Origin of the sequence: Amycolatopsis sp. NPDC051372 (genome assembly GCF_040682095.1) — a bacterium.
Lineage (GTDB): Bacteria > Actinomycetota > Actinomycetes > Mycobacteriales > Pseudonocardiaceae > Amycolatopsis.
On record NZ_JBFBAF010000039.1, the window covers coordinates 1 to 22,840 of the forward strand.

25 protein-coding genes and 1 pseudogene are annotated in these 22,840 nt (G+C 70.6%); 12 read left to right on the top strand and 14 right to left on the bottom strand.

The window, feature by feature from the left end; genetic code table 11:
• Positions 1 to 266: 266 nt before the first annotated feature.
• Together AB0M56_RS41710 and AB0M56_RS41715 are read right to left on the bottom strand one after the other, a co-directional pair.
• Positions 267 to 1,691, bottom strand: a complete 1,425-nt coding sequence (locus AB0M56_RS41710; protein ID WP_364186579.1) for a leucyl aminopeptidase family protein — start codon at positions 1,689 to 1,691, stop codon at positions 267 to 269.
• Between the two features lie 90 nt (positions 1,692 to 1,781).
• Positions 1,782 to 1,949 carry a DUF3117 domain-containing protein gene (locus AB0M56_RS41715; protein ID WP_005155393.1) on the bottom strand — a complete coding sequence of 56 codons (168 nt, stop codon included), beginning with the start codon at positions 1,947 to 1,949 and terminating at the stop codon, positions 1,782 to 1,784.
• A gap of 199 nt (positions 1,950 to 2,148) precedes the next feature.
• On the opposite strand from AB0M56_RS41715, the gene AB0M56_RS41720 reads away from it, so the two are divergent.
• Positions 2,149 to 2,943: an enoyl-CoA hydratase-related protein gene (locus AB0M56_RS41720; protein WP_364186581.1), complete on the top strand. Its 795-nt coding sequence runs from the start codon at positions 2,149 to 2,151 to the stop codon at positions 2,941 to 2,943.
• A gap of 41 nt (positions 2,944 to 2,984) precedes the next feature.
• On the opposite strand, the gene AB0M56_RS41725 is transcribed toward AB0M56_RS41720, so the two are convergent.
• The 5 genes from AB0M56_RS41725 to AB0M56_RS41745 are packed head-to-tail and all read right to left on the bottom strand — an operon-like array spanning position 2,985 to position 5,328.
• Complete coding sequence (locus tag AB0M56_RS41725) at positions 2,985 to 3,554, bottom strand: DNA-3-methyladenine glycosylase I (protein WP_364186583.1); 570 nt, start codon at positions 3,552 to 3,554, stop codon at positions 2,985 to 2,987.
• Positions 3,551 to 4,009, bottom strand: a complete 459-nt coding sequence (locus tag AB0M56_RS41730) for an SRPBCC family protein (protein WP_364186587.1) — start codon at positions 4,007 to 4,009, stop codon at positions 3,551 to 3,553. Before AB0M56_RS41730 ends, AB0M56_RS41725 begins: the two co-directional genes overlap by 4 nt.
• Positions 4,002 to 4,316 carry a DivIVA domain-containing protein gene (locus tag AB0M56_RS41735; RefSeq protein WP_220246407.1) on the bottom strand — a complete coding sequence of 105 codons (315 nt, stop codon included), beginning with the start codon at positions 4,314 to 4,316 and terminating at the stop codon, positions 4,002 to 4,004. Before AB0M56_RS41735 ends, AB0M56_RS41730 begins: the two co-directional genes overlap by 8 nt.
• Positions 4,313 to 4,987, bottom strand: a complete 675-nt coding sequence (locus AB0M56_RS41740; RefSeq protein ID WP_364186589.1) for a permease prefix domain 1-containing protein — start codon at positions 4,985 to 4,987, stop codon at positions 4,313 to 4,315. Before AB0M56_RS41740 ends, AB0M56_RS41735 begins: the two co-directional genes overlap by 4 nt.
• A gap of 17 nt (positions 4,988 to 5,004) precedes the next feature.
• Positions 5,005 to 5,328, bottom strand: a complete 324-nt coding sequence (locus AB0M56_RS41745; protein WP_220246405.1) for a helix-turn-helix transcriptional regulator — start codon at positions 5,326 to 5,328, stop codon at positions 5,005 to 5,007.
• A 140-nt stretch (positions 5,329 to 5,468) separates the two neighbouring features.
• On the opposite strand from AB0M56_RS41745, the gene AB0M56_RS41750 reads away from it, so the two are divergent.
• The 4 genes from AB0M56_RS41750 to cydC are packed head-to-tail and all read left to right on the top strand — an operon-like array spanning position 5,469 to position 10,749.
• The gene (locus tag AB0M56_RS41750) at positions 5,469 to 6,635 is read left to right on the top strand and encodes a cytochrome ubiquinol oxidase subunit I (RefSeq protein ID WP_364186590.1); all 1,167 of its coding nucleotides are present in this window, start codon (positions 5,469 to 5,471) and stop codon (positions 6,633 to 6,635) included.
• Between the two features lie 2 nt (positions 6,636 to 6,637).
• The gene (locus AB0M56_RS41755; RefSeq protein ID WP_364186592.1) at positions 6,638 to 7,633 is read left to right on the top strand and encodes a cytochrome d ubiquinol oxidase subunit II; all 996 of its coding nucleotides are present in this window, start codon (positions 6,638 to 6,640) and stop codon (positions 7,631 to 7,633) included.
• A gap of 9 nt (positions 7,634 to 7,642) precedes the next feature.
• A complete protein-coding gene (gene cydD, locus AB0M56_RS41760) occupies positions 7,643 to 9,196 on the top strand; it encodes a thiol reductant ABC exporter subunit CydD (protein ID WP_364186593.1) in 1,554 nt (517 codons plus the stop codon).
• Entirely contained in the window at positions 9,193 to 10,749 is a 1,557-nt protein-coding gene (cydC, locus tag AB0M56_RS41765) for a thiol reductant ABC exporter subunit CydC (RefSeq protein ID WP_364186595.1), read from the top strand. The genes cydD and cydC overlap by 4 nt, the downstream gene beginning before the upstream one ends.
• On the opposite strand, the gene AB0M56_RS41770 is transcribed toward cydC, so the two are convergent.
• Positions 10,682 to 11,590 carry a glucosyl-3-phosphoglycerate synthase gene (locus tag AB0M56_RS41770; protein ID WP_364186597.1) on the bottom strand — a complete coding sequence of 303 codons (909 nt, stop codon included), beginning with the start codon at positions 11,588 to 11,590 and terminating at the stop codon, positions 10,682 to 10,684. The genes cydC and AB0M56_RS41770 overlap by 68 nt on opposite strands.
• A 53-nt stretch (positions 11,591 to 11,643) precedes the next feature.
• Here AB0M56_RS41770 and AB0M56_RS41775 point away from each other — a divergent pair, with 53 nt between their 5' ends.
• Positions 11,644 to 12,318 carry a lysophospholipid acyltransferase family protein gene (locus AB0M56_RS41775; protein ID WP_364186600.1) on the top strand — a complete coding sequence of 225 codons (675 nt, stop codon included), beginning with the start codon at positions 11,644 to 11,646 and terminating at the stop codon, positions 12,316 to 12,318.
• A gap of 1 nt (position 12,319) precedes the next feature.
• Here the strand turns inward: AB0M56_RS41775 and AB0M56_RS41780 are convergent, their stop codons facing one another.
• Positions 12,320 to 12,895: a TIGR00730 family Rossman fold protein gene (locus AB0M56_RS41780; RefSeq protein WP_364186602.1), complete on the bottom strand. Its 576-nt coding sequence runs from the start codon at positions 12,893 to 12,895 to the stop codon at positions 12,320 to 12,322.
• Complete coding sequence (locus tag AB0M56_RS41785; protein WP_354871266.1) at positions 12,895 to 13,680, bottom strand: TIGR00730 family Rossman fold protein; 786 nt, start codon at positions 13,678 to 13,680, stop codon at positions 12,895 to 12,897. The genes AB0M56_RS41780 and AB0M56_RS41785 overlap by 1 nt, the downstream gene beginning before the upstream one ends.
• A 601-nt stretch (positions 13,681 to 14,281) precedes the next feature.
• Between AB0M56_RS41785 and AB0M56_RS41790 the strand changes: the two genes are divergently transcribed.
• The 3 genes from AB0M56_RS41790 (at position 14,282) to AB0M56_RS41800 (ending at position 16,995) form a co-directional block, all read left to right on the top strand.
• Positions 14,282 to 14,794, top strand: coding sequence for a M28 family peptidase (locus AB0M56_RS41790; RefSeq protein ID WP_364186605.1), 513 nt, complete (start codon positions 14,282 to 14,284; stop codon positions 14,792 to 14,794).
• Between the two features lie 165 nt (positions 14,795 to 14,959).
• Positions 14,960 to 16,015, top strand: coding sequence for a chitinase (locus AB0M56_RS41795; protein WP_364186608.1), 1,056 nt, complete (start codon positions 14,960 to 14,962; stop codon positions 16,013 to 16,015).
• 107 nt (positions 16,016 to 16,122) lie between these two features.
• The gene (locus tag AB0M56_RS41800) at positions 16,123 to 16,995 is read left to right on the top strand and encodes a YceI family protein (protein WP_364186611.1); all 873 of its coding nucleotides are present in this window, start codon (positions 16,123 to 16,125) and stop codon (positions 16,993 to 16,995) included.
• Here AB0M56_RS41800 and AB0M56_RS41805 read toward each other — a convergent pair.
• The 3 genes from AB0M56_RS41805 to dapE form a co-directional block, all read right to left on the bottom strand.
• On the bottom strand, positions 16,992 to 17,234 hold the full coding sequence (locus AB0M56_RS41805) for a transposase (RefSeq protein WP_364186791.1): 243 nt from the start codon (positions 17,232 to 17,234) through the stop codon (positions 16,992 to 16,994). The genes AB0M56_RS41800 and AB0M56_RS41805 overlap by 4 nt on opposite strands.
• Complete coding sequence (locus AB0M56_RS41810) at positions 17,231 to 17,638, bottom strand: transposase (RefSeq protein WP_364186794.1); 408 nt, start codon at positions 17,636 to 17,638, stop codon at positions 17,231 to 17,233. The genes AB0M56_RS41805 and AB0M56_RS41810 overlap by 4 nt, the downstream gene beginning before the upstream one ends.
• 63 nt (positions 17,639 to 17,701) lie before the next feature.
• Positions 17,702 to 18,775 (bottom strand): succinyl-diaminopimelate desuccinylase, encoded by a 1,074-nt coding sequence (gene dapE, locus AB0M56_RS41815; protein ID WP_364186614.1) that lies wholly within the window; start codon positions 18,773 to 18,775, stop codon positions 17,702 to 17,704.
• Positions 18,776 to 18,818: 43 nt separating this feature from the next.
• On the opposite strand from dapE, the gene AB0M56_RS41820 reads away from it, so the two are divergent.
• From AB0M56_RS41820 to AB0M56_RS41830, 3 genes are all read left to right on the top strand, one after another.
• A complete protein-coding gene (locus tag AB0M56_RS41820) occupies positions 18,819 to 19,265 on the top strand; it encodes a hypothetical protein (RefSeq protein ID WP_364186617.1) in 447 nt (148 codons plus the stop codon).
• Positions 19,266 to 19,293: 28 nt separating this feature from the next.
• On the top strand, positions 19,294 to 20,274 hold the full coding sequence (gene dapD, locus AB0M56_RS41825; protein WP_364186619.1) for a 2,3,4,5-tetrahydropyridine-2,6-dicarboxylate N-succinyltransferase: 981 nt from the start codon (positions 19,294 to 19,296) through the stop codon (positions 20,272 to 20,274).
• Between the two features lie 124 nt (positions 20,275 to 20,398).
• Complete coding sequence (locus AB0M56_RS41830) at positions 20,399 to 21,367, top strand: CHAD domain-containing protein (protein WP_364186622.1); 969 nt, start codon at positions 20,399 to 20,401, stop codon at positions 21,365 to 21,367.
• A 15-nt stretch (positions 21,368 to 21,382) separates the two neighbouring features.
• On the opposite strand, the pseudogene AB0M56_RS41835 reads toward AB0M56_RS41830, so the two are convergent.
• Positions 21,383 to 22,805, bottom strand: a pseudogene (locus tag AB0M56_RS41835) (FAD-dependent monooxygenase).
• Between the last annotated feature and the right edge of the window lie 35 nt (positions 22,806 to 22,840).

Genomic DNA, 22,840 nt, shown 5'->3' on the forward strand with positions numbered 1-22,840 from the left:
GGTGACGTGTTGTCAAGGCGGGAAAGCGTGCCTTGACAACACGTCGCCGGCCGCAAGGAGGCTTCGGATCGGGGTGCCGGGGTGGGGCTGGGTGCAGGTTCCGTCGCGTGGGTGGGTGGCGGTTGCGAGGGTGGACGCGGCCTGAGTGGGGGGTGATTCGGGCAGGTGGGTGGCGGTTGGTGGGGTCGTCAAAGTGCCCCGGTGCGGCGTTTGGGTGCGTTGGGTGCACCCGACGCCGCATTGGGGCGAGGCGTGGGGCTTGGGGGCTAGGCCGAGTAGGAGGCGGCCAGTTCCACCAGGGTGCGGGCGGCGAAGCCGGAGGCGCCGGGGACCACGTCGTCGTAGGTCTTGTCGGCGCGGGCGGGGCCGGCGATGTCCAGGTGGGCCCAGGGCAATCCGGCGGTGAACTCGCGGAGGAAGAGGGCGGCCATGATGCCGCCGGGGCCGCCGGGGGCCTGGCGGACGTCGCCGAGTTCGCCTTCGATGCCGGGGGCGTAGTCGTCGACCAGGGGCATGCGCCACCAGGATTCGCCGGCGCGGGTGCCCGCTTCGATCACGCGGGCGGCCAGGGCGTCGTCGGTGGAGAACAGGCCGCCGGTGCGCAATCCCAACGAGACCTTCATGGCGCCGGTGAGGGTGGCGGCGTCCACGACGAGATCGGGTTTGTACGTGTGGATCCCGTAGGCGAGCGCGTCGGCCATGACCATGCGGCCCTCGGCGTCGGTGTTGCCGACCTCGGTGGTGCGGCCGCCGTAGTGGCGGACGATGTCGCCGGGGCGGTACGAACCACCGGAGACGTGGTTCTCGGCGGCGGGGACCAACGCCGTCACGCGCACCGCCAGACCCAGCGCGGCGATGGCGCGCACGGAGGCGATCACGGCCGCGCCGCCCGCCATGTCGGTGCGCATGAGGTGCATGCCGTCGGCGGGCTTGACCGACAGACCGCCGGTGTCGAAGGTGATGCCCTTGCCCACGAACAGCAGGTGAGTCTTGGCGCCGCGCGGGCGGTACTCGAGCTCGATCAGGCGCGGCGGGGAATCCGAGCCGCCGCCGACGGCGAGCACGCCGCCGAAGCCGTTGTCCGCGAGCCACTTCTCGTCGCGCACGTTCACGGTCACCGCGGCCGAGCCGACGACCTTCGCGGCGGTGTTCGCGAGCCACGCGGGGTTCTTGATGTTCGACGGTGCGTTGGCCAGGTCCCGCGTCAGCGCGGCGGCGGCCGCGAGCTCACGAACGCGGGCGACCTCGTCTGCGTACGCCGCGGCCGAAGGACTCACCAGCCGGACGGTCTGCACCGCGGGCTTCGGGTCCTCTGTGGTCACGACGAACCGGTAGCCGCCCAGGAACAAGCCCATCGCGAGCTCGCCGACGTGCGCGGCGGACACGTCCTCGGGCAGCCCCACCTGGACGGTCCGAACCGGCTGGTCCACCGAGGACACCGCGCGCGCCAGCGCCGCCCCCGCCCGGCGGTAGTCGCGCGGTTCGCCCGCGCCGAGGCCGGCGACCCAGCGCACCGCGCCGTCGGCCGGGACTTCCTGCACGTCACCTGCCTTGCCGGTCGCCTTCACCCCGCCGAGTTCCACCTCTGCGGACGAAAGCGCCAGCACCACTTGCGGGGCCCCGCGCCGAAACGCGTCGGCGACCTCGATCTCGGGCAGTTTGGTCGGGACAGGCGGTAGCGAGTTACGCACAGTGAGCAACCTTCGGGCGCAGATGAACCGCGACCCCGGCCTCCATGAGGAGACCGGGGTTCGGTGAGTGGATGGGGAGGGGAGCCGGAATCAGCCGGTGACCTCCTGAAGTGCTGCGCCGAGGTCCTTCGCTTCTTCCGCGGAGAGCTCGACGACGAGACGGCCGCCACCTTCCAATGGCACCCGCATCACGAGGCCCCGCCCCTCCTTGGTCACTTCGAGGGGACCATCTCCGGTCCGGGGCTTCATGGCCGCCATAGCGTGCTCCCTCCGTCTCAACCGGCGCGCCCGGGTCGCGCACTCCCATGCCAGCCGGGTCTTGACCCCCATTGTCCCTCATCAGCGGCCGGGCGCGAACGCGGACCGATCATTTGCCGCCGTATCGGTGCTGGTATGCGCCACGCGGGGCTGAAAGACTCGGCGGAGGACCCACGATTACGCCAAGAGGAGCACCACAGTGACCACACCCGACGTCCTCCTGACCGCCGACGCCGACGGCGTGCGCACCCTGACCCTGAACCGGCCGGAGGCGTACAACTCGCTGACCGTCGAGCTCAAGGAACGGCTGCTCGCCGAGCTGCGCGCCGCGGCCGACGACGCGGACGTGCGCGCGATCGTGCTCACCGGAGCGGGCAAGGCGTTCTGCGCGGGACAGGACCTGAAGGAACACGTCGGGCTGCTGCAGGCGAACGACCCGGCCCCGCTGCACACGGTGAGCGACCACTACAACCCGATCGTCAAGGCCATCGTGGACATGCCGAAGCCGGTCATCGCCGCGGTCAACGGCACGGCCGCCGGCGCGGGCGCCGCCTTCGCCTACGCGAGCGACCTGCGGATCGCCGCCGAGTCGTCGTCGTTCCTGATGGCCTTCGCGAACGTCGGGCTCGGCCCGGACTCCGGCGCGTCGTGGACGCTGCAGCGGCTCATCGGCCTCGGCCGGGCCGCCGAGCTGATGCTGCTGGCCCGCACCGTCGACTCCGCCGAGGCGCAACGCATCGGCCTGGTCGGCGAGGTCGTGTCCGACGAGGAACTCGCCGCGCGCGCCCAGGCCGTGGCCGCGAAGCTGGCCGCCGGCCCGACGGTGGCGTACTCGAAGATCAAGCACGTGCTCGCTGTCTCCGCGCAGTCCTCTCTGGACGAAGCGCTCGCGGCCGAGGACGAGGCCCAGACCGCGCTCGGCGCCACCGCCGACCACACCGAGGCGGTGGAGGCCTTCGTCGGCAAGCGCAAGCCGAACTTCCAGGGCAAGTAGTCCGCCTGGGTGTTCCGTCCGGCCAAAACCGGACGGAACACTCACGAGCGGTTCGCCCGGAAGCAGCCCGAGACGTGGTCGTCGACCATGCCGGTCGCCTGCATCAGCGCGTAACAAGTGGTCGGGCCGAGGAACGCGAAGCCGCGCTTCTTCAGCTCCTTCGCCATCGCCTTCGACTCGTCGGTCACGGCCGGCACGTCGGCCATCGTCCGCGGCCGCTTGTGCTTCGCCGGGGCGAACGACCACAGCAGTTCGTCGAGCGGCACATCCAGATCAGCGATCGCGCGCGCGTTGTTGACGGCCGCCAGGATCTTCGCGCGGTTGCGCACGATGCCGGCGTCGGCCATCAGCCGCTCGATGTCGGCGTCGCCGAAGCGCGCGACCTTCGCCGGCTGGAACTTGCGGAACGCTTTGCGGAAGTTCTCCCGTTTGCGCAGGATCGTGATCCACGACAGTCCCGACTGGAACGACTCGAGCGACAGCCGCTCGTACAGCGCGGCCTCACCGTGCAGCGGCTTGCCCCACTCCTCGTCGTGGTAGGCGGTGTAGTCCGGCGTCGAGTTCCCCCAGGAGCAGCGCTTGACGCCGTCCTGGCCCAGCAGTTCGGTCACCGCTCACCGACCGAATAATCCTGCACGAACTTCGCGAACCGCTTCATCGACTGGTGCACCCCGAGCGAGAACGCCGGGCGCACCACGGGCCAGCCCAGGCGTCCGATCAGCCCGAACGGCAGGTCGAGGTGCTCGGCCCAGACGAACGTGGAGCGGGTCGGCCCGTTGGCCACGACCTGGAACGCCGCCGTGCCGCGCACGAGGCTGCCAAGGTGGCGCATGGTCACCCGCAGCGGCGGCTCCCACGCGGTGACCTCCATGGTGTCGGTGAACCCGAGGCCGCCGATCCCCGTGGTGGCCGCGATCTTCGAGCCGACGCTGCGTCCGTTGCCCTCGAGCACGCGCACGGTGGTGCCGAGCACCCACTCGCTCTGGCGCGGCCAGTCGGTGAGCGCCAGCCACGTCGTGCCCGCCGGTGCCTCGACCTCGACGGACAGGATCAGGTCACTACTCACCCGCGGGCCTCGGCTCCGGCTGGGCGGCTTCGAGCTCCGCGACGCGGACGCGCAGCTCGTCGAGCTCCACGCCGAGCCGGCGCATCACCCAGTCCACTTCGGACATCTTGTACCCGCGCAGCACGAGCTGGTAGCGCACGTGACGCACGTCCTCGCCGGTGATGTCCTCGGCAGGCAGGCGCGTGGGCGAGCTGCCCGGCGGCAGCGGGGCCAGCTCCTCGCCCCGGCCGAACACCACGGCGGCGAGCAGGAACACCACGGCGGCCACCAGCAGCATGACTACGAGGTAGATCAGCGCGGTCGTCACGCCACGATCGTGGCACACCGGCCCCAGGAACGTCGCGCGAGCACGACCAGACGCACCGACAGCAGTACATACGCCACCATCAGCAACACGCACGGAACGGACAGGAACAGCCGCGAGACGTCCACGAACCCCGTCGCCACCACGAGAGTGAGCACCGAAGCGAGGTTCACGCCGACAGCGCCGGCGATGAAGTACCCGCACGTGCGCGCCAGGCGAACGCCGTCGACGCGACGGCTCAGCCAGCGCGCGCAGACCAGCGCGATAAGACCCACGGCCGGGACCACGAACACCGCACCGTGGGAGAAGTGCGTGGCCACGCGGTACCACTCGGGCGTCGGGGTCGACAGCTTCGTCCAGTCGCCGAAGGTGAGGATCCGGGCGAAGTCCCAGGAAAGCTGCATCGCGGGCACGCCGAGCACGAGCTTCCACAGCGTGCGCACGCCGCTGTGCATGGACAGCTCGGCCTGGTAGTCGTCGGCGACCACCGCGACGCCGCCGAAGTCGGCCACCGCGCGGCGCTCGGCTTCCTCGGCCGGCCAGCCGCCTTCGCGGTACGCGTCGGCCGCGTCGTGCAGGCCGTCGCGTGCTTCGGAGAGCAGGTCGTCCTTCGTCGACCGGCAGCCGACGAGCCGCCGGTCGAGATCCGTCAAGTACCCCTCGATCGCGTTCACACGCACCTCCCCCGCCGTCATGCCTCCGCCCGCAGGACGCCGCCGATCACGGTGGTGAACTCCCGCCACTCGGCCCGCTCGGCGGCGAGCGCCTGCTGCCCGGAGCGGGTGAGCCGGTAGGTGCGGCGCTTGCGCCCCGACACTACGTCCCACTCGCTGGCCAGGTAGCCGGCTCGCTCCAGCCTGCGCAGCGCCGGGTACACGGTCCCGGTCGGCAGGTCGAGCGCGCCGTCACTCCGCAGCGAGAGCGCCTCGATGATCGCGTAACCGTGCAGCTTCCGGCCGTCGAGCACAGCCAGCAGCAGCGCGTCGAGGTGCCCGCGCAACGTGTCCGCCTTCATAGGTGGGCAGTCTACTCATGTCGTCCCCGGAAGCATAATCCCCCGTTCCACGCCGGGAACCCGGGGAAAACCCTGAAATGACCCGGATCTCCTAGATTTCTCTGCTACATGTAGCCGCGCTACCTATACACTCGCTCGCCATGGACCCCTTACCCATCGCGAGACTCCAGTTCGCGACCACGACGTCGTTCCACTTCCTGTTCGTGCTGCTCACGCTGGGCTTAGTGACCGTCACAGCGGTCATGCAGACGCGTGCGACGATCAGCGGCACTCCGCAACTGCTCCGCATGACCCGGTTCTGGGGCAAGCTGTACGTGATCAATTACGCGCTGGGCATCGCGACCGGAATCGTGATGGAATTCCAGTTCGGGCTCACCTGGACCGGGCTCTCCGCATTCGCCGGCGACGTATTCGGCGCACCGCTGGCGATCGAGACGCTGGTGGCGTTCTTTTTCGAGTCCACATTCCTGGGGCTGTGGATCTTCGGCTGGGGCCGGCTCAACAAGTGGCTGCACCTGGCGCTGATCTGGCTGGTCACGCTCACCGCGTACGCGTCGGCGCTGTTCATCATGGTCGCCAACTCGTTCCTGCAGAACCCGGTCGGCAGCCACCTGCAGGGCGGGCAGCTGCACCTCGACGACTTCGGCGCGCTGCTCACCAACCCCGCCCTCGTGGCGTCGCTGCCGCACGTCATCGGCGGCGCGTTGATGACCGGCGGCTTCTTCGTGACCGGCGTGAGCGCGTACCACTTCCTCAAGCGAACCGCGGAGGTCGACTTCTTCACCCGCTCGATGCGGTTCGGCGTGGTCACGGCGCTGATCGGCAGCATCGTCACGATCAACCAGGGCTTCGAGCAGTTCGGCGAGCTGGCGAAGTACCAGCCGGACAAGTTGGGCGAGAGCGCCGTCGGGGTGCCGCTGGCGGTGATGATGGGGATCGGGTTCGTCGCGCTGCTGTGCTCGCTGGCCGGCACGATCCTGCTGATCCGCAACTGGCTGATGCGGGCGAGGTTCCTGCACTACCTGATGGTCCCGGCGATCGTGCTGCCGTTCGCGGCCGCGATCGCCGGCTGGCTCGTGCGGGAGCTCGGCCGCCAGCCGTGGCTGATCTGGGGCAAGCTGCGCACGGCCGACGCGGTCGCCGACGTGCCCGGCGGCCAGGTCCTGTTCTCCTTCATCGCGTTCGGCGTGCTGTTCGCGGCACTCGCCCTGGCCGATTGGGTGCTGATGTCGCGGGTCGCGCGGCGCGGGCCCGAACCGGAAGAGGCGCGCGCGGAGCCCGAACTTCCCGTACTGAGCGGAGTCTGACGATGACGACCATCTGGTGGGGTGTGCTCGGGCTGCTGCTCGGCGGGTACTTCGCGCTGGCCGGCTACGACTACGGCGTGGGCTTCCTGCTGCCGGGCCTCGGCCGCGACGAGGCGAAGCAACGGCGGGCGCTGGGTGCGCTCGGGCCGTTCTTCCTGGCCAACGAGGTGTGGCTGATCGCCGCCGTCGGGGTGCTGTTCGGCGTGTTCCCGCACCTGGAGGGCCGGGTGTTCGCCGGCGCGTACGTGCTGGTGGTGGCGCTGCTGCTGGGGCTCGTGACGTTCACCGCGTCGGTGCAGCTGCGCAGCCGCCGGCCCGACGCGCGCCGCGGCCCGTGGTCGTTCGGCATCACGGCGGGCGCGCTCGTGACCACGCTGGCGTGGGGCCTGTTCCTGGGCAACCTCGTGCTCGGCCTGCCGGTCGACGCCCAGGGCAACCCGGTCGACGACGTGCTCGCGCTCTTCGATCCGTACGCCGTGTTGTGGGGGCTCGGGTTCGTGGCGCTGTTCGGGCTGCAGGCCGCGGTGTTCCTCGCCGTGCGCGGCCCGGCGGAGCTCGCCGGCCGGGCGGGGCGGTTCGCGAAGACGTTCGCGACGCCGGTCGGCACGTTCCTGGTGGTGGCCACGGTGTGGGGTGCGCTGGCGGTGTCGGCGATCTCGTGGGCCGCGATCGCGGTGACGGCTGTGGCGTTCGTCGCGTTCGGGACCGTCCTGTTCGGACTGCGGTCCAAGCGGTACCGGCTCGCGCTGCCCGCGGCGATGCTGCTGTCGGCGACCCCGGCGCTGGTGGTGGGCGCGCTGCGGTTCCCGACGATTCTGGTGTCCACTTCGGACCCCGGTTACGCGCTGACCGTTTCCGACGCCTTCACCGCGCCCGAGACAGCGGGACTGCTCGCGTGGTTCGCGGTGCCCGTGCTCGTGGTGCTGGTGGTTGTGCAGTGGCTGACCTGGCGGGCGAACCGCGGGCCCGTCGACCGGCAGTCGTTGCTGCACTTCTAGGGGGAAGAAATGCCGTCACTGCCCGGCTCGCGCCGATACCTGGTCGTGCTCGGAGTCCTCGGCACGCTGACCGCCGGCGTGGTCCTCCTGCAGGCCGAAGGCCTCGCGACGCTGCTCACCGGCGGCGGCCTGGGCGTCACGCTCCTTGTCGCCGTGGGCGCGCGCGTGCTGCTCACGCTGGGGCAAAACGTGGTCACGGGCCGGTTCGCGGCCGACGCCCAGGCCGGGTTGCGCCGACGGCTGCTCGGGTCGACGGCCGACGCGGGCGTGGTCACCACGCAGGTCACGAAGGGCGTCGACGCGACCACGGCGTACCTCACCGGCTACCTGCCGGCGCTCGTCGCGTCAGTGCTCGTGCCGGTCGCCGTGGTGGTGCGGCTGGTCACGACGGACCTCACGTCGGCGCTGATCGTGGTGGCCACGCTGCCGTTGATCCCGGTGTTCGCCGCCCTGGTCGGGGCTCGCGCGAAGGCGCGCACGGAACGGCAGTGGGCGCTGCTCACACGGCTGGGCGGGCACTTCCTCGACGCCGTGCGTGGCCTGCCGACGTTGAAGTTGTTCGGCCGCGCCCGCGCGCAAGCCCAGCACGTGCGCGCGATGGCCGACGCGCACGCCGACGCGACGCTGGGGACGCTGCGCGTCGCGTTCCTGTCCTCGCTGGTCCTGGAACTGGTGGCCACGCTGTCGATCGCGCTGATCGCCGTGCCCATCGGGTTCCGCCTGCTCGAAGGCTCCCTCACCGCGCACACGGCGATGCTCGTGCTGGTGCTCGCCCCCGAGGCGTACCTGCCGTTGCGCGCGGCGGGGGCGAAGTTCCACGCGGCGGCCGAAGGGCTCACGGCGTTGCGCGAAGCCCTGGCCACTCCCCTGCCGGCCCGGCGCGGTGGCACGGTGACCCGGCCGGCGGGTCCGCCGGAGATCGAGCTCGACGGTGTTTCCGTGCGCTACGGCGAGGTCGCCGCACTGTCCGAAGCGGACCTCGTGATCGGTCGCGGTGACCACGTCGCCATCACCGGGCCGAGTGGTGCCGGGAAGTCGACGCTGCTGGCCGTGCTGCTGGGGTTCGTCACGCCGACAACCGGCCGGGTGCTCGTGGACGGCGTCGACCTGCGGTCCCTCGACCACGCGGCTTGGCTGCGCGACACGGCGTGGCTGCCGCAGCGGCCGACGTTGTTCAGCGGCACCGTCGCGGAGAACATCGCACTCGGTTCCGGAGCCGACGTACCCGCCGCCGCCCGCGCTGCCGCGCTCGACGAGGTCGTTGCCGAGCTGCCCGAGGGCTACGCGACGCGCATCGGCGAGCTGGGTGCGGGATTGTCGGCGGGGCAACGGCAACGCGTCGGCCTCGCCCGCGCGCTCGCTCGAACCGGCGCCGGACTCGTGCTGCTCGACGAACCGACCGCGCGGCTCGACCGGCGCACCGAACAGGCCGTGCTCGATGGGACAAAGTCCCTACTGCCCGGCCGCACGGCGTTGTTCGTGGCGCACCACCCCGCGCTGGCCGCGATGGCCACGCGTTCCGTCCCGCTCGTGGGCGGCCGAGTTCCGCTGGGGGTCCGATGAACGTCGCGCGACTGCTCCGAGCCGCCCTGCTCGCGGCCGGGGCCGAGATCTCCGGGCTGGCACTGACCGGCACGGCGGCGTGGCTGCTGATGCGGGCGGCCGAGCGGCCGCCGCTCGCCGCGCTGACCGTCGCGATCGTGGCGGTGCGCGTTTTCGCCTTGGCTCGCGGTGGTTTGCGGTACGCCGAGCGCCTGGCCGGGCACGAGGTCGTGCTGCGTTATCTCGGCGCGTTACGGGCCCGGGTGTACGGCGCGCTCGTGCCGCGGCGCGTCGCCGAACATTCCGGCGCCGACCTCGTGACGCGGCTGGTGTCCGATGTGGACGCCGTGCAGGACGCCGTGCTGCGGTTGGCACTTCCGGCTGCGGTGGCGGGAATCGTCGGGCTGGCGTTGACCGTGGTCACGGCATTCGTGAGTCTCTCCGCCGCGGCGGTGCTCGTGGCCGGCCTGCTCATCGCCGGTGGGCTGCTGCCGTGGCTGGCCGCACGCGTCACGGCGAAGAGCCAGGCCCTCACCTCGCCCGCTCGGCAGAAGCTGGCCGAACGCACGGTCGAGCTGGTCACCGGCCGCCACGAACTCGTGGCTCACGGCGCCGAACCTCAGGCGACGAAAGCCGCCGAGACCGTGATCAACGGGATCGCCGCGCGGGCCCGCAGCGTCTCGACCCGGCTGTCGACGCTGACCGCTGCCGGCGCCTTCATCCAGCTCGCGACGACCGCAGCCGTGGCTCTCCTGGCCGGCGCGAATCTGCCGGTGACCGCCGCGTTGACACTGGCCGTGCTGGCGCTGTTCGAGATCGTCCTGCCCCTGATCGCCGCGGCCCAGCGAGCCCCCGAGCTGCGGACGTCATGGGGCCGCGTGCGCGAACTGCTGGCGAACACCCCGCCGGAGACTCCCGAACACACCGGGCCCGGTCACCTGAAGCTGGAAAACGTGACAGTCCGGTATCCGGGCCGCCGGCCCGCCCTCGAAGGCATCGATCTCGACCTCCCACCAGGAGCTCGGCTGGGCGTGCTCGGCCCGTCAGGGGCGGGCAAAACCACCCTGCTCCACGTGCTGCTCGGCTTCACCCCACCCACGTCCGGCCAGGCCACAGTGGACGGTCATCCGATCCACGGCCCCAGCCCCGAGGTGGTCTCCGGCGCCCTCGCCGACGCCCACGTCTTCGCCACCACCGTCCGCGAAAACCTCCTCATCGCCTCGCCAAGCGCGACCGACGAAGACCTCCACAACGCCTGCACCGTCACCGACCTCGACGTCCCCCTGGACCGCGACGCCACCACCCTCTCCGGCGGCCAGCGCCAGCGCCTGGTCCTCACGCGCACTGTTCTCTCCGCCCCGCCGGTCCTCGTCCTCGACGAGCCGGTGGAAGGCCTCGACGAAACCCACGGCGACGAGGTCCTCGCCCGCGTTCTCGCGAACGCGGAAGGAACCGTCGTCCTCGTGACGCACCGCCCTGAGCACCTGGCCGGCTTCGACCACGTGCTCAGCCTCGAGGACGGGCGGCCCGCACCTGCGCCATCGGCGGCCGGTCCAGCACGGGGATCTCGCTGACGTCGGGCAGCCACTCCCCCGACACCTGCACGAACTGCGTCAGCCGCGCGTCGGCGTCGGTCGGCACGCCGCAGCGCGCCAGGGCCGTGCCGAGGATCTGCCGAGCCATCACGCCCAGCTGCAGCAGCGAGCGGTTGCGGTGCTTGCGGACGCCGAGGTTGACCTGGGCGAGCCCGTCGAGGCCGTAGCGCTGTTCGGCGTCGAGCAGCAGGCCGATCTCCACGCCGTAGCCGCCGGCGAAGGGCACCGACTCGAAGAACTCGCGCGTGCCCGCGTACTCGCCGCCGAGCGGCTGCACGAGCTCGCCCAGCGCCGGGCGCAGCGCGGACAGCACCGGCCGGGCCAGCAGCTCCGTCACGCGGCCGCCGCCCGTGCTCTCCAGCCGCAGCGGACGCCGGTAGAAGCCCTTCACCAGGTGCACGCCGGGTTCGGTGAGCAGCGGCCCGAGCAGCGCCGGCACGAACGCCTGGTCCGGGTCCACGAGGTCCGAGTCGAGGAAGACCACGAGGTCGCCGGTCGTCGCGGCCAGTGACCGCCACAGCACCTCGCCCTTGCCGGGGCGCGGCGGCAGCTCGGACAGCACGTCCTCGCGGTGCACCACCCGCGCGCCGGCCGCGGCCGCGACCTCGGCGGTGGCGTCGGTGGAGCCGGAGTCGACCACCACCAGCTCGTCGACGACGTTGCCCAGCAGTGGCCGCACCGAAGCGACGACGTCACCGACCGTTCGCTCTTCGTCCAGCGCCGGCAGCACCACGGAAACCGTGCGGTCACGCTTGGCCGCCAGTATGTCAGCGGGCGTCCACGCGGGTTCCTGCCAGGTGCGACGTTCGAACCAGCTCATCGGCCGATCGTGCCATGCTGGTGCCACCGACCTGTCCGCCGGAGGGAGACCCCTTGCTGCCCCTGCTCGTCCGTTTCGTGCTCGGCCCGCTGGTCCGCACGATCTACCGCCCCGAGGTCGAGGGTGTGGAGAACGTGCCGGCAGACGGACCGGTGCTGCTCGCGGCCAACCACCGCGCGGCGCTGGACACCGGCGTGATCACCTTCACCACGCCGCGCAAGGTGCGTTTCCTCAGCAAGGCCGAGTACTTCACCGGCACGGGCCTGAAGGGCCGTTTCATCGCCAACTCGCTCGACGCGCTGGGCTACATCCCCGTCGAGCGCGGCAGCGCGTCGGCCGGCCTCGCCGCCCTGGAAGCCGGGCGGCGCGTGCTGGAAAACGGCGGCGTCTTCGCGATCTACCCCGAGGGCACGCGCTCGCTCGACGGCCGCCTGCACCGCGGCCACACTGGCGTCGCGGCGCTCGCGCTGTCCACCGGCGCGAAGGTCGTGCCCGTCGCGTTGTGGGGCACCGAGGGCATCCAGCCCGACGGCTCGAAGATCCCGCACGTGTGCAAGATCAAGATCAAGTTCGGCGCCCCGCTGGACTTCTCCCGCTACGAGGGCCAGGACTCGTCGTCGGCCATCCGCCGCTCCGTAACCGACGAGGTCATGTACTCGATCCTCGAGCTTTCGGGCCAGGAGTACGTGGACACCTACCACAAGCGCCCGAGCGAGGGCGCCGCCTGAGTCAGTCCCACTTCGGCGGCGTCGGCGGTGCGTAACCGGCGAACCGATCCAGCAGCGCCGACGCGTCGGCGTCGACCAGCAGCAGGTCGCGGTAACCGGCGCCCAGGAACCCTTCGGTGACCATGTGGTCGGAGAAGGACACGAGCGGGCCGTAGTAACCGCCGACGTCGACGAGGCCGATGGGCTTCGAGTGCAGGCCGAGCTGGGCCCAGGTCCACACCTCGAACAGCTCCTCCAACGTCCCCGCGCCGCCGGGCAGCGCGAGAAAACCGTCGGACAGCGCGGCCATCTTGGCCTTGCGCTGGTGCATGTCGGGGACCACGTGCAGCTCGGTGAGGCCCGCGTGCGCGATCTCCACACTGGACAGCGCCTCGGGGATCACACCGATCACCTCACCGCCCGCCGCCAGCGCGGCGTCGGCGACCACGCCCATCGTGCCGACGCTCGCACCGCCGTACACGAGGCCGATGCCGCGCTGGGCCAGCAGTTTGCCCAGTTCGGCGGCGGCCTCCGCGTACGCCGGGGTAAAGCCCATCGAGGACCCGCAGAAGACGCAGACCCGGCGCAACGAGCTCATCAGTGGGTGTCCTCCCAGGCCTGGTACGACTCCTCGACCACGCGCACGGCGTCGTCGATGTCGTCGGTGAGGTGCAGCAGGTCGAGATCCTTCTCGCTGATCTTGCCGCCGTCGAGCACCGACTTCGAGATCCAGTCGTAAAGCCCGCCCCAGTACTCGGTGCCGAACAGCACCACCGGGAATTTGGTCACCTTCTTGGTCTGGACCAGAACCAGCGCCTCGAACAGCTCGTCGAGCGTGCCGAAGCCGCCGGGCAGGCAGATGAAGGCCTGCGAATACTTGATGAACATCGTCTTGCGCGCGAAGAAGTAGCGAAAGTTCACGCCCAGGTCGACCCACGGGTTCAAGCCCTGCTCGAACGGCAGCTCGATGCCGAGGCCCACGGAGAAGCCGCCGGCCTCGTTCGCACCGCGGTTCACGGCCTCCATCGCGCCCGGCCCACCGCCGGTGATCACGGCGAAGCCGGCTTCGGCGAGCGCGCCGCCGATCTTGCGGCCCAGGTCGTATTCGGGGTCGTCACGCTTGGTCCGCGCGGAGCCGAACACGGTCACCGCGCGCGGCACCTCCGCGAGCGCGCCGAAGCCCTCCACGAACTCGGCCTGGATGCGCAGCACCCGCCACGGGTCGGTGTGCACCCAGTCGCTCGGGCCGCGCGCGTCCAGGAGCCGCTGGTCGGTGGTGCTGCCCTGGTCACGACGGTCGCGCCGAAGCACGACCGGGCCCTTGTGGCGCTCCACCGGGCGCTCGGGGTACTGGCCGTCCGGAAACTCAGACTGTTCACTCACCAACCCAGCCTACGGGCCGCCCCGCCAGGCAGAACCCCAGCGTCGCCACCATCGGGCGACGTCGGTGACGGCGAGGTGAACGGTCCCTTGTGGACCACCGGTCCACACCTACCAACGGCCCGTTCACGGCAAGTCCCGACGAGGGTAGCGCCGCGTACCGCGGACCGGTAAACGCCCTGATGTTCAAAGGTTTTTCCGGTTAATTAATGCCCGAGTAATGCTTTCCTGGGCCATTCGGAGCATTGACCATCCCCGTGACGACTCCTTTACTCACGGTGATCACCCCCTCCGCGCTCGCCGTCCCGGCGGCGACCGCCACTGGTTCTACCCGCCGACCGAGGGTTCGGCGCCCGTCGGCAACCCGGCGAGCCCGACGTGCAACGGCGCCACCGTGCCCGGGATCGGCATCCGGAAGGCCGACAAGATCTTCTACAACGCGCTGCTGAAGAAGTCTCCAACGGCACTCCTGGACGTTGACGGTCCAGCGCCGCCAGCATCACCTGCTACAAGAAACTCACCAAGTGAGACACGCTCTTAGCTGGAGACCATCGCCCGCCACAACGGCGGCAACCGCTCGGCCGGCGGCGGCTACGCGGCGTCAGTGTCCTATGTGGAGGGTAAGCTGCGCGCCGCCGGCTACACCGTGACACGCCAGACGTGCACGAGCCGCGCCGGACGCACGCAGAACCTCATCGCGGAATGGCCGAAGGGCGACGCGAACCGCGTGCTCATGCTGGGCGCGCACCTCGACAGCATGAGCGCCGGGCCGGGCATCAGCGACAACGGTTCCGGCAGCGCGTCGATCCTGGAGGTCGCGCTGACGCTGGCCCACCGACCCGGCGATGGCCCAGCGCGCGAGGGCGACCGCGAAGGCGACGGGCGCTCGGACCACGCCTCGTTCAAGAGCGCGGGCATCCCCGTCGGCAGCCTGGCCACCGGTGCGGGCGACGTGAAGACCGCCGCACAGCAACGCAAGTGGGGCGGGACGGCGGGAGCGGCGTTCGACAACTGCTACCACCGCGCGTGCGACACCGTCGCGAACATCCCGGACGCGCCGCTGGAGCGCAACAGCGACGCGATCGGTTACGCGGTCTGGCAGCTGGCGACCACGTGACCACCTGAGCACAGGCCGAATCGGCGGCGCCGGCCCGGCTCGCTTGTCCAGACCACTTATTTGTCTAGACCACCCATTCGCAGGTAGTCAACTACTCCGTGCGCCACCTAACGTTCACCGAAATGCCGCGTGCTGGGACAGCGTTGTCGCGAGACGGGAGCCGGTATGTTCGGTCGCAAGTCACGGATCTTCGGCGCGGTGGTGGCCGCTGCGCTCGCCCTGCCGCTGGCGGGGCTCACGGGGACCGCCGACGCGTCGGTGCAGGCCGACACGTGCGCGGTGAAGTCGAAGCCCGCCGGGAAGGTGCTGCAGGGCTACTGGGAGAACTGGGACGGCGCCGCCAACGGCGTGCACCCCGGCCTCGGCTGGGTCCCGATCACCGACGCCCGCATCTCCTCGCACGGCTACAACGTGATCAACGCGGCCTTCCCCGTCATCCGCTCGGACGGCACGGTGCTGTGGGAAGACGGCATGGACGCCGGTGTGAAGGTGGCGACCCCGGCCGACATGTGCGCCGCGAAGGCCTCGGGCGCCACGATCCTGATGTCCATCGGCGGCGCGGCGGCGGGCATCGACCTGTCGTCGTCGACGGTGGCGGACAAGTTCGTGAGCACGATCGTGCCGATCCTCAAGAAGTACAACTTCGACGGCATCGACATCGACATCGAGACCGGCCTGACCGGCAGCGGGAACATCAACTCGCTCTCGGCTTCGCAGTCGAACCTCATCCGCATCATCGACGGCGTGCTCGCGCAGATGCCGTCGAACTTCGGCCTCACGATGGCGCCCGAAACCGCCTACGTGACCGGCGGCAGCGTCACCTACGGCTCGATCTGGGGCTCGTACCTGCCGATCGTCAAGAAGTACGCCGACAACGGCCGCCTGTGGTGGCTGAACATGCAGTACTACAACGGTTCCATGTACGGCTGCTCCGGCGACTCCTACGAGGCCGGCACCGTGCAGGGCTTCACCACGCAGACCAACTGCCTCGCCAACGGCCTGGTCGTGCAGGGCACGACGGTGAAGGTGCCGCTCGACAAGCAGGTGCCCGGGCTGCCGGCCCAACAGGGCGCGGGCGGTGGGTACATGGCGCCGAACCTCGTCGCGCAGGCCTACCGTGCCGTTTCGGGCGTAAAGGGCCTGATGACCTGGTCCATCAACTGGGACGGCTCGAAGAACTGGACGTTCGGCGACAACGTCCGCTCGCTCGAAGGCCGCTGAAATCCGGCGCCGGGGCCTGAAACACCAGGCCCGGCGCCGGAACCGCTACCGGGATTCCGCTGTGGCCCAGGGCTTGTCGTTGACGTCGCTGATAACGTGCCCCGACAATGTCGAGCAGAGGAGACAACGTGTTCGGGCGCAAGCGAAGCAACGGACAGCGTGGCGGGCCCGTGACGTTCAACGCCGATGCCGGGCTCCTCAGCGTGCGGGTCGGTGACGAGAACGGCCGCCCGCTCCCGGGCACGCAGATGGTGATGCTGCACAAGCGCACCCAGCGTCAGACGAAGGCCGTCGCGGACGAGTTCGGCCTGGCAGTGAGCACCTTGTCGGCCGGGACATACGCGGTGTCCGTGAGCGCGAGCGGCTACCAGGCGCAAAACAGCACCGTCGAGGTCGTGAGCGGCGACCACACCTCGCTCGCGGACCTGCGGCTCGTGCCGGACGACAACCGTCAGCTCCCGGACCCGGGCGAATGGGTGCTCGACCCCGACCACACGGCCATCCGGTTCATCGCGCGGCACATCGGGCTGTGTGAGGTCCACGGCCGGTTCCGCAGCTTCCAGGGCAGCATCGTCGTCGGCAAGCAGATCGAGGACTCCACCGTCGAGGTCGTGATCGACGCCGCGAGCATCGACACCTCGGCCGACAAGCGCGACGACCACCTGCGATCCCCGGACTTCCTAGATGTGCGCCGCTTCCCGCAGATCCGCTTCCACGGGCACCGGTTCCGCCGCGCGCCCGGCGACCGCTGGAGCATCGACGGCACGCTCAACCTGCACGGAGCCAGCCGCGGCGTGCGGCTGGACGCCGGCTACCTGGGCCTGCGGACGTGGAACGGCGACCGGCTCGGCGCCGTCGCCACGACCGAGCTGCACCGCGAGGACTTCACGATCAACTGGCAGCAGACGCTGGCCAAAGGCCTGGTCATGGTCGGCTCGACGATCGAGATCAAGCTCGACATCCAGGCCGTTCGCGCTTAGGGCATGTCTGACAATGCCTTGGTCCAGGCGACCACGGCATGCAGGACGACCGCTGATCGGTAGACGATGGCCCACTTGTCGTAGCGAGTGGCCAGGCCACGCCACTGTTTGAGCAGGCTGAACCGTCGTTCGACGACGTTGCGGCCGCGGTAGTCAACCGAGTCGAAGGCAGGTGGGCTCCCGCCGCGGGAAGCGCGGCGCTTGCGATGCCCAGCCTGATCAGCTGGCCGCGGGATCAGGCGGCTCGGTCAGCACATCCGTGTAGTTCGACCCAGCCCCCTGTGGGGCGGGTGATGTTGGTGGCGCGCCGATGGGCGCGGGCGATCGTGGAATCCACCGACACCGACCCATCCACCAGCCCGGCCGCGTCGGCGCTGGTGAGCAGGCGGTGCAGCACGGTGTCCCACGTGCCGTCGCCGGCCATCCGACGATGCCAGGTCCAGATCGTCTGCCACGGACCGAACACCGCCGGCACATCCCGCCACGCAATCCCGCATCGATACCGGTAGATGATCCCTTCAACCATCGCCCGCGCATCGGAGAACGGTCGGCCTTGTTTCCCGGTACGGACCGGGAGCACGTCCTCGATCAACGCCCACTGATCATCTGAGAGCAGCTGAAACCGCGACACACCGGGCAGCATCTCAGCCACTGACCGAGACCTTTGTCAGACACGCCCCAGCCATCCTGGCGCGGCGGCCGGCCGTCAGCTCAGGAACTTGCGCAGGACGTCGGTCACCTGGCGGATCTCCGCCACGTGCACGTGTTCCTGCTGTGTGTGCGCGAGGCTCGGGTTGCCGGGGCCGAAGTTGACGGCCGGCATGCCCAGCGCCGCGAAGCGCGCGACGTCGGTCCAGCCGAGCTTGGCGGCGGCGCGGCCACCGGCGGCGGCCACGAGCTCGGCAGCCGCCGGGGCCGAAAGGCCGGGCAGCGCGCCCGGCGAGAGGTCCGTGAGCGTGACGTCGTAGCCGTCGAAGACCTCGCGCACGTGGGCTTCGGCCTGCGCGGGGTTGCGGTCCGGGGCGAAGCGGAAGTTGACCGTGAGCACGGCGGCGTCCGGCACGACGTTGCCGGCCACACCGCCGGAGATCTTCGTGGCCTGCAGGCCTTCGCGGTAGGTGAGGCCGTCGATGTCGACCACGCGCGGCGCGTATTCGGCGAGCCGGCGCAAGGGCTCGGCCAGCGCGTGGATCGCGTTCTCGCCCATCCACGCGCGGGCGGTGTGCGCGCGGGTCCCGCTCGTGCGGATCTCGACGCGCAGCGTGCCCTGGCAGCCGGCCTCGATCGTGCCGTTGGAGGGCTCGCCGACCACGGCCAGGTCGCCGGCCAGCCACTCGGGCAGCTCACGTTCGATGCGGCCGAGGCCGTTCTTGACCGCTTCGACCTCTTCGTTGTCGTAGAAGACGAAGGTGATGTCGTGCTTCGGTTCGGGCAGCGTGGCGGCGAGGTGCAGGAACACCGCGTCGCCGCCCTTCATGTCGACGGAGCCGAGGCCGTGGAGCAGCTCGTCGTCGCCGGAACCGGTGCGGTGTGACGGGAGGTTGGCGTTCTCCGGCACGGTGTCGAGGTGCCCGGCGAGGATCACGCGCGAGCCGCGGCCGAGGTTCGTGCGCGCGAGCACCGCGTCGCCGTTGCGGACCACCTCGAGGTGCGGCGCCTGCTGGGTGAGCGCGGCCTGCACGGCGTCGGCGAGCCGTCCCTCCTCGCCGGAGACGCTGAACGCGTCGACGAGGGCGGCGGTGAGGTCGGCGGGGTCGGCGCGCAGGTCCAGCGAGGTCATACCGGCACCGTACCGACCCGGTGCGAGGGCTACCGTGAGGGACGTGCGCACGCGAAGCTCCCTGGTCGCTCTCGGCGGCGTCCTGCTGACCCTGGTCCTGACCGGCTGCGGCTCCGAGGCGGGCCCCACGCCCGGTCCGAACCCCGGCTCGCCGGGCCCGGACGCCCTGCCGATCAAGCTCGACGCGCTGTCCGCCGACGCCTGCTACACGAGCCCGCAGACGCAGCTGCCGAAGGGCTGCGAGAAGTTCGTCACGGAGGTCGGCGGCACGGCCGCGTCGGTGCACGCGCGCGCGGCGGCCGGCAAGACCGTCGACGTCGCGCTCGACCACGCGGCGGCCGCGCTCGACCAGGGCGTGAGCGCGTTCCGCGGGGCGGGCTGCACCACCGTGCCCACCGCGGGCGGCGCCTGCACGCAGGCGCTGATCACCATCTCGGGCGCGCTCACGTCGGTGAAGAAACTCGTGAACCAGCAGGCCACCACGGGTTGAGGCGCGTCACTCGACTACCGTGACCGGCGTGAGCGAGCAGACCCCTGACCCCGAAACGACCGGCGCCGTCGGCGTCGGGCTGGCCACCGTCGCCTCCGACGGGACGGTGCTGGACACCTGGTACCCGCACCCGAAGCTGACCGGCACCGGCACCAGTGGCACCGAGCGGCTGTCGGCCGCCGAGACCAGCGAGCTGCTCGGCGACGCCGCGGCGGCGCTGCTCGGACCCGACACCGACCGCGGTGTCGAGGTCGTCGCGGTGCGCGTGACGATCGGCAGCCTGGCCACGGCCCCGGCCGATGCGTACGACACCTACCTGCGGCTGCACCTGCTGTCGCACCGGCTCGTGCAGCCCCACGGGCAGAACCTCGACGGCATCTTCGGCAAGCTGGCCAACGTCGTGTGGACGAGCCATGGCCCGTGCCCCGTCGAGGGTTTCGAGCAGACCCGGCTGCGGCTGCGCATCCGCGGCACGGTGACCGTGTACGGCGTGGACAAGTTCCCGCGGATGGTCGACTACGTGCTGCCCACGGGCGTGCGCATCGCCGACGCCGACCGCGTGCGCTTGGGCGCGCACCTCGCCTCCGGCACGACCGTGATGCACGAGGGCTTCGTGAACTTCAACGCCGGCACGCTCGGTGCGTCCATGGTCGAGGGCCGCATCTCGGCGGGCGTGGTCGTGGGCGACGGCAGCGACGTCGGCGGCGGCGCGTCGATCATGGGCACGCTCTCGGGCGGTGGCAAGGAGGTCATCGGGATCGGCGAGCGCTGCCTGATCGGCGCCAACGGCGGCGTCGGGATCTCCCTCGGCGACGACTCCGTGATCGAGGCCGGGCTCTACATCACGGCCGGCACGAAGGTCGTCGTCGACGGCAAGACCGTGAAGGCGCGGGAGATCTCGGGTATTTCGGGAGCCCTGTTCCGGCGGAACTCGGCGACGGGTGCGGTGGAAGTCGTCTCGCGCACCGGCGTCGGGATCGAGCTGAACGAAGCGCTGCACGCGAACTGATCGTCTTCCGGCTGATCCGTTTACCCTGACCCTCTGCGAAAAAGGGCGCGCTCCACCAGGGGCACGCCCTTTTTCGTCACACGTCACGACCATTCTGCCTGCGGATTCACCTACCATTCATGTCGTGACCACCGAACCGTTGCCCTCCTCGACCCGCCGCCGCGCACCTGAGCCGACGACCCCGGCCGAGCTCGGCCTACCCGACGAACCGGCGAAAGCCGGCCCCCGGGATCCGGCGGCCACCCACATCCGGGCCAAGCTGGACCACGAGCTGCGCGAGCTGCTCGCCCGCGAGCCCGGTACCCGCAGCGGCGCGGATCCCGAAGACCTGCACCAGATGCGCGTCGCCCTCCGGCGGATGCGCAGTGTGCTGAAGACCTCCGGAGCGCTCATCGGCGAATCCGCCGAGCCCGTGCGCGTCGAGCTGGGCTGGCTCGGCCAGTCCCTCGGCGAGGTCCGCGACTACGACGTGCTGATCGGCAACCTGCGCGAGGTGATCGCCACCTTCGAGGTCCGCGACCAACCCGCGGGCCGCCGCCTGGTCTCGAAGTTCGTCACCGAACGCGGCGCCGCCCGCCGACGCCTGACGCGCGCCCTGTCGAGCGCCCGCTACGCCGTGCTGCTGCAGAGCATCGCCCAGCTCACGCGCACGCCGGACCACGAGCTCGACCCCACGCCGCTCGGGTCGAACAACCTCGCCACCGATGTCCGCAAGCCCTACCGCCGCCTTTTCAAGGCCGTGCGCGCCCTGCCGCCCGACCCGCCGGACGACGACCTGCACGCGCTGCGCATCTACGGCAAGAAGCTGCGCTACACCGCCGAGTTGGCCCAATCGTCGGCGAAAAACAAGCAGGCCGCCGCCCTCACCGACCTGGTCAAGGCGGCCCGCAAACTCCAAACCGTCCTCGGCGACCACCAAGACGCGGTGATCGCGGCGGAGAAGGTGCGCTCCGTCCTGCCCGGCGCCGACAGCGAGATCGGCTTCATCGCGGGCCGGATAGCCGAGCACGAGCTACTGAAGCGCACCGAGGCGCGGGCGGCTTGGCCGGCGGTGTGGACCCGGATCGACAAAGCGGCAAACGCGGCTCTCTGACCGGACACAGCCAGATCACTCAGCCGTGATCGACCAGACGTAGCCGTCCGGCCGGATCAGGACCCGGCGGCCCGCTGCGGCCTCGTAAGCCGCGTACGCGTGCCCGCCGACGTCCACCAGGTCCGGGCCCGAAGCCACCGACCCGGCAGGCAGGATCCGGTACCCCGGGGCGCCTGAATCCACCACACCCGAACCGAAAACCAGCTCCGTGGCGTGCGGCCCCCGGAACAGCTCAAACAGGCGCACCGACTTGCCGTTCGCATCCACCAGCGGCGCATCCGGAGCCCGGTCTCCCGCCCGAAGCGAGCCGGCACCAGCGCCGGCCAACGGCCCACCCCGGTACCCGACATCCAACTGCTGCGTCTCCGACCCCCGACGATGCGCGTCCTCGTCCCCGTCGGTGTACTTCTCCAGCAAAGCCGTCGAAACCCAGCACCCGCGCCGCGACCGCGCGCCGCTCGGGCTCGTAGCTGTCCAGCAGGTCGGCAGACCCGGAGGCCAGCTTCCACCCCAGGTTGTACGCGTCCTGGACGCCGGTGTTCAGCCCCTGCCCGCCCGTCGGCGGGTGCACGTGCGCGGCGTCCCCAGCCAGGAACACCCGCCCGACGCGGAAGGAAGCGGCCAGGCGGATGTTCGGCCGCCACACGGTCGACCAAGCCAGGTCGAACAGCCGGATCCCCCCGCCCGACACGGAGTCCAGCCGCGCCTGCAACGCCGGCAGCGAAGTCTCCACCGCCAGATCCCCATCCCCCAGCGGCGCTCCGAACTGGAAGTGCGGGGTACCGGCGAGCGGCGTGAACGCCACCCCGCTCATCGGCGACGAAGCCGGCGCGAACCAGTACGACGAGTCGGGCGAAAGCCCCGATGCCTGGACGTCCCCCAGCAACATCCGGATCGACTCGTCGGTCGTGCCCTCGAACGGAACCCCCAGCGCCTTGCGCACGAAGCTCTTGCCGCCGTCGGCGCCGACCAAGTAGGCAGCCTCCACCGTCTCCCCCGTCGACAGCGAAGCCGTCACACCCGAAGAAGACTGCGTGAAGCCCACCAGCCCCACCCCGAGCTCCACCTGCACTCCGAACGCCGACAGCCGCTCCCGCAGGATGCCTTCCGTCTGCGACTGCCCCAGGAACCAGATGTTGGGGTACGGCACCGCGGGCGTCGGCTCGACGGTGTCGCTGATCCAGCGCTCCTGCACGAACTCGCCGTCCAGGTAGACCTTCGTCGGGTACTGCGGCGAGCCCGCGGCCAGCACCGCGTCGAGCACACCCAGGTCCTCGAAAACCTCCAGCGTGCGGGGCTGCAGGCCGTCGCCGCGGGAGCCGTTGAAGAACGCCGACGCCTTGTCGATGAGCCGGACCGCGACATCGCGCCGGGCCAGTTCGATGGCCAGCGTCAGGCCGGTCGGACCCGCTCCCGCGATCAGCACCGTGGTGTCCATGTCCCCTCCAGTGAATTAGAATTCAGTGAATCTTG

Bases quoted from the DNA above. Each gene is read 5' to 3' on its own strand.
- AB0M56_RS41715 (WP_005155393.1), bottom strand. From the start codon at position 1,949: ATGGCGGCCATGAAGCCCCGGACCGGAGATGGTCCCCTCGAAGTGACC.
- AB0M56_RS41745 (WP_220246405.1), bottom strand. From the start codon at position 5,328: ATGAAGGCGGACACGTTGCGCGGGCACCTCGACGCGCTGCTGCTGGCT.
- AB0M56_RS41750 (WP_364186590.1), top strand. From the start codon at position 5,469: ATGGACCCCTTACCCATCGCGAGACTCCAGTTCGCGACCACGACGTCG.
- AB0M56_RS41755 (WP_364186592.1), top strand. From the start codon at position 6,638: ATGACGACCATCTGGTGGGGTGTGCTCGGGCTGCTGCTCGGCGGGTAC.
- cydD (WP_364186593.1), top strand. From the start codon at position 7,643: ATGCCGTCACTGCCCGGCTCGCGCCGATACCTGGTCGTGCTCGGAGTC.
- cydC (WP_364186595.1), top strand. From the start codon at position 9,193: ATGAACGTCGCGCGACTGCTCCGAGCCGCCCTGCTCGCGGCCGGGGCC.
- AB0M56_RS41770 (WP_364186597.1), bottom strand. From the start codon at position 11,590: ATGAGCTGGTTCGAACGTCGCACCTGGCAGGAACCCGCGTGGACGCCC.
- AB0M56_RS41780 (WP_364186602.1), bottom strand. From the start codon at position 12,895: ATGAGCTCGTTGCGCCGGGTCTGCGTCTTCTGCGGGTCCTCGATGGGC.
- AB0M56_RS41795 (WP_364186608.1), top strand. From the start codon at position 14,960: ATGTTCGGTCGCAAGTCACGGATCTTCGGCGCGGTGGTGGCCGCTGCG.
- AB0M56_RS41800 (WP_364186611.1), top strand. From the start codon at position 16,123: ATGTCGAGCAGAGGAGACAACGTGTTCGGGCGCAAGCGAAGCAACGGA.
- AB0M56_RS41810 (WP_364186794.1), bottom strand. From the start codon at position 17,638: ATGCTGCCCGGTGTGTCGCGGTTTCAGCTGCTCTCAGATGATCAGTGG.
- dapE (WP_364186614.1), bottom strand. From the start codon at position 18,775: ATGACCTCGCTGGACCTGCGCGCCGACCCCGCCGACCTCACCGCCGCC.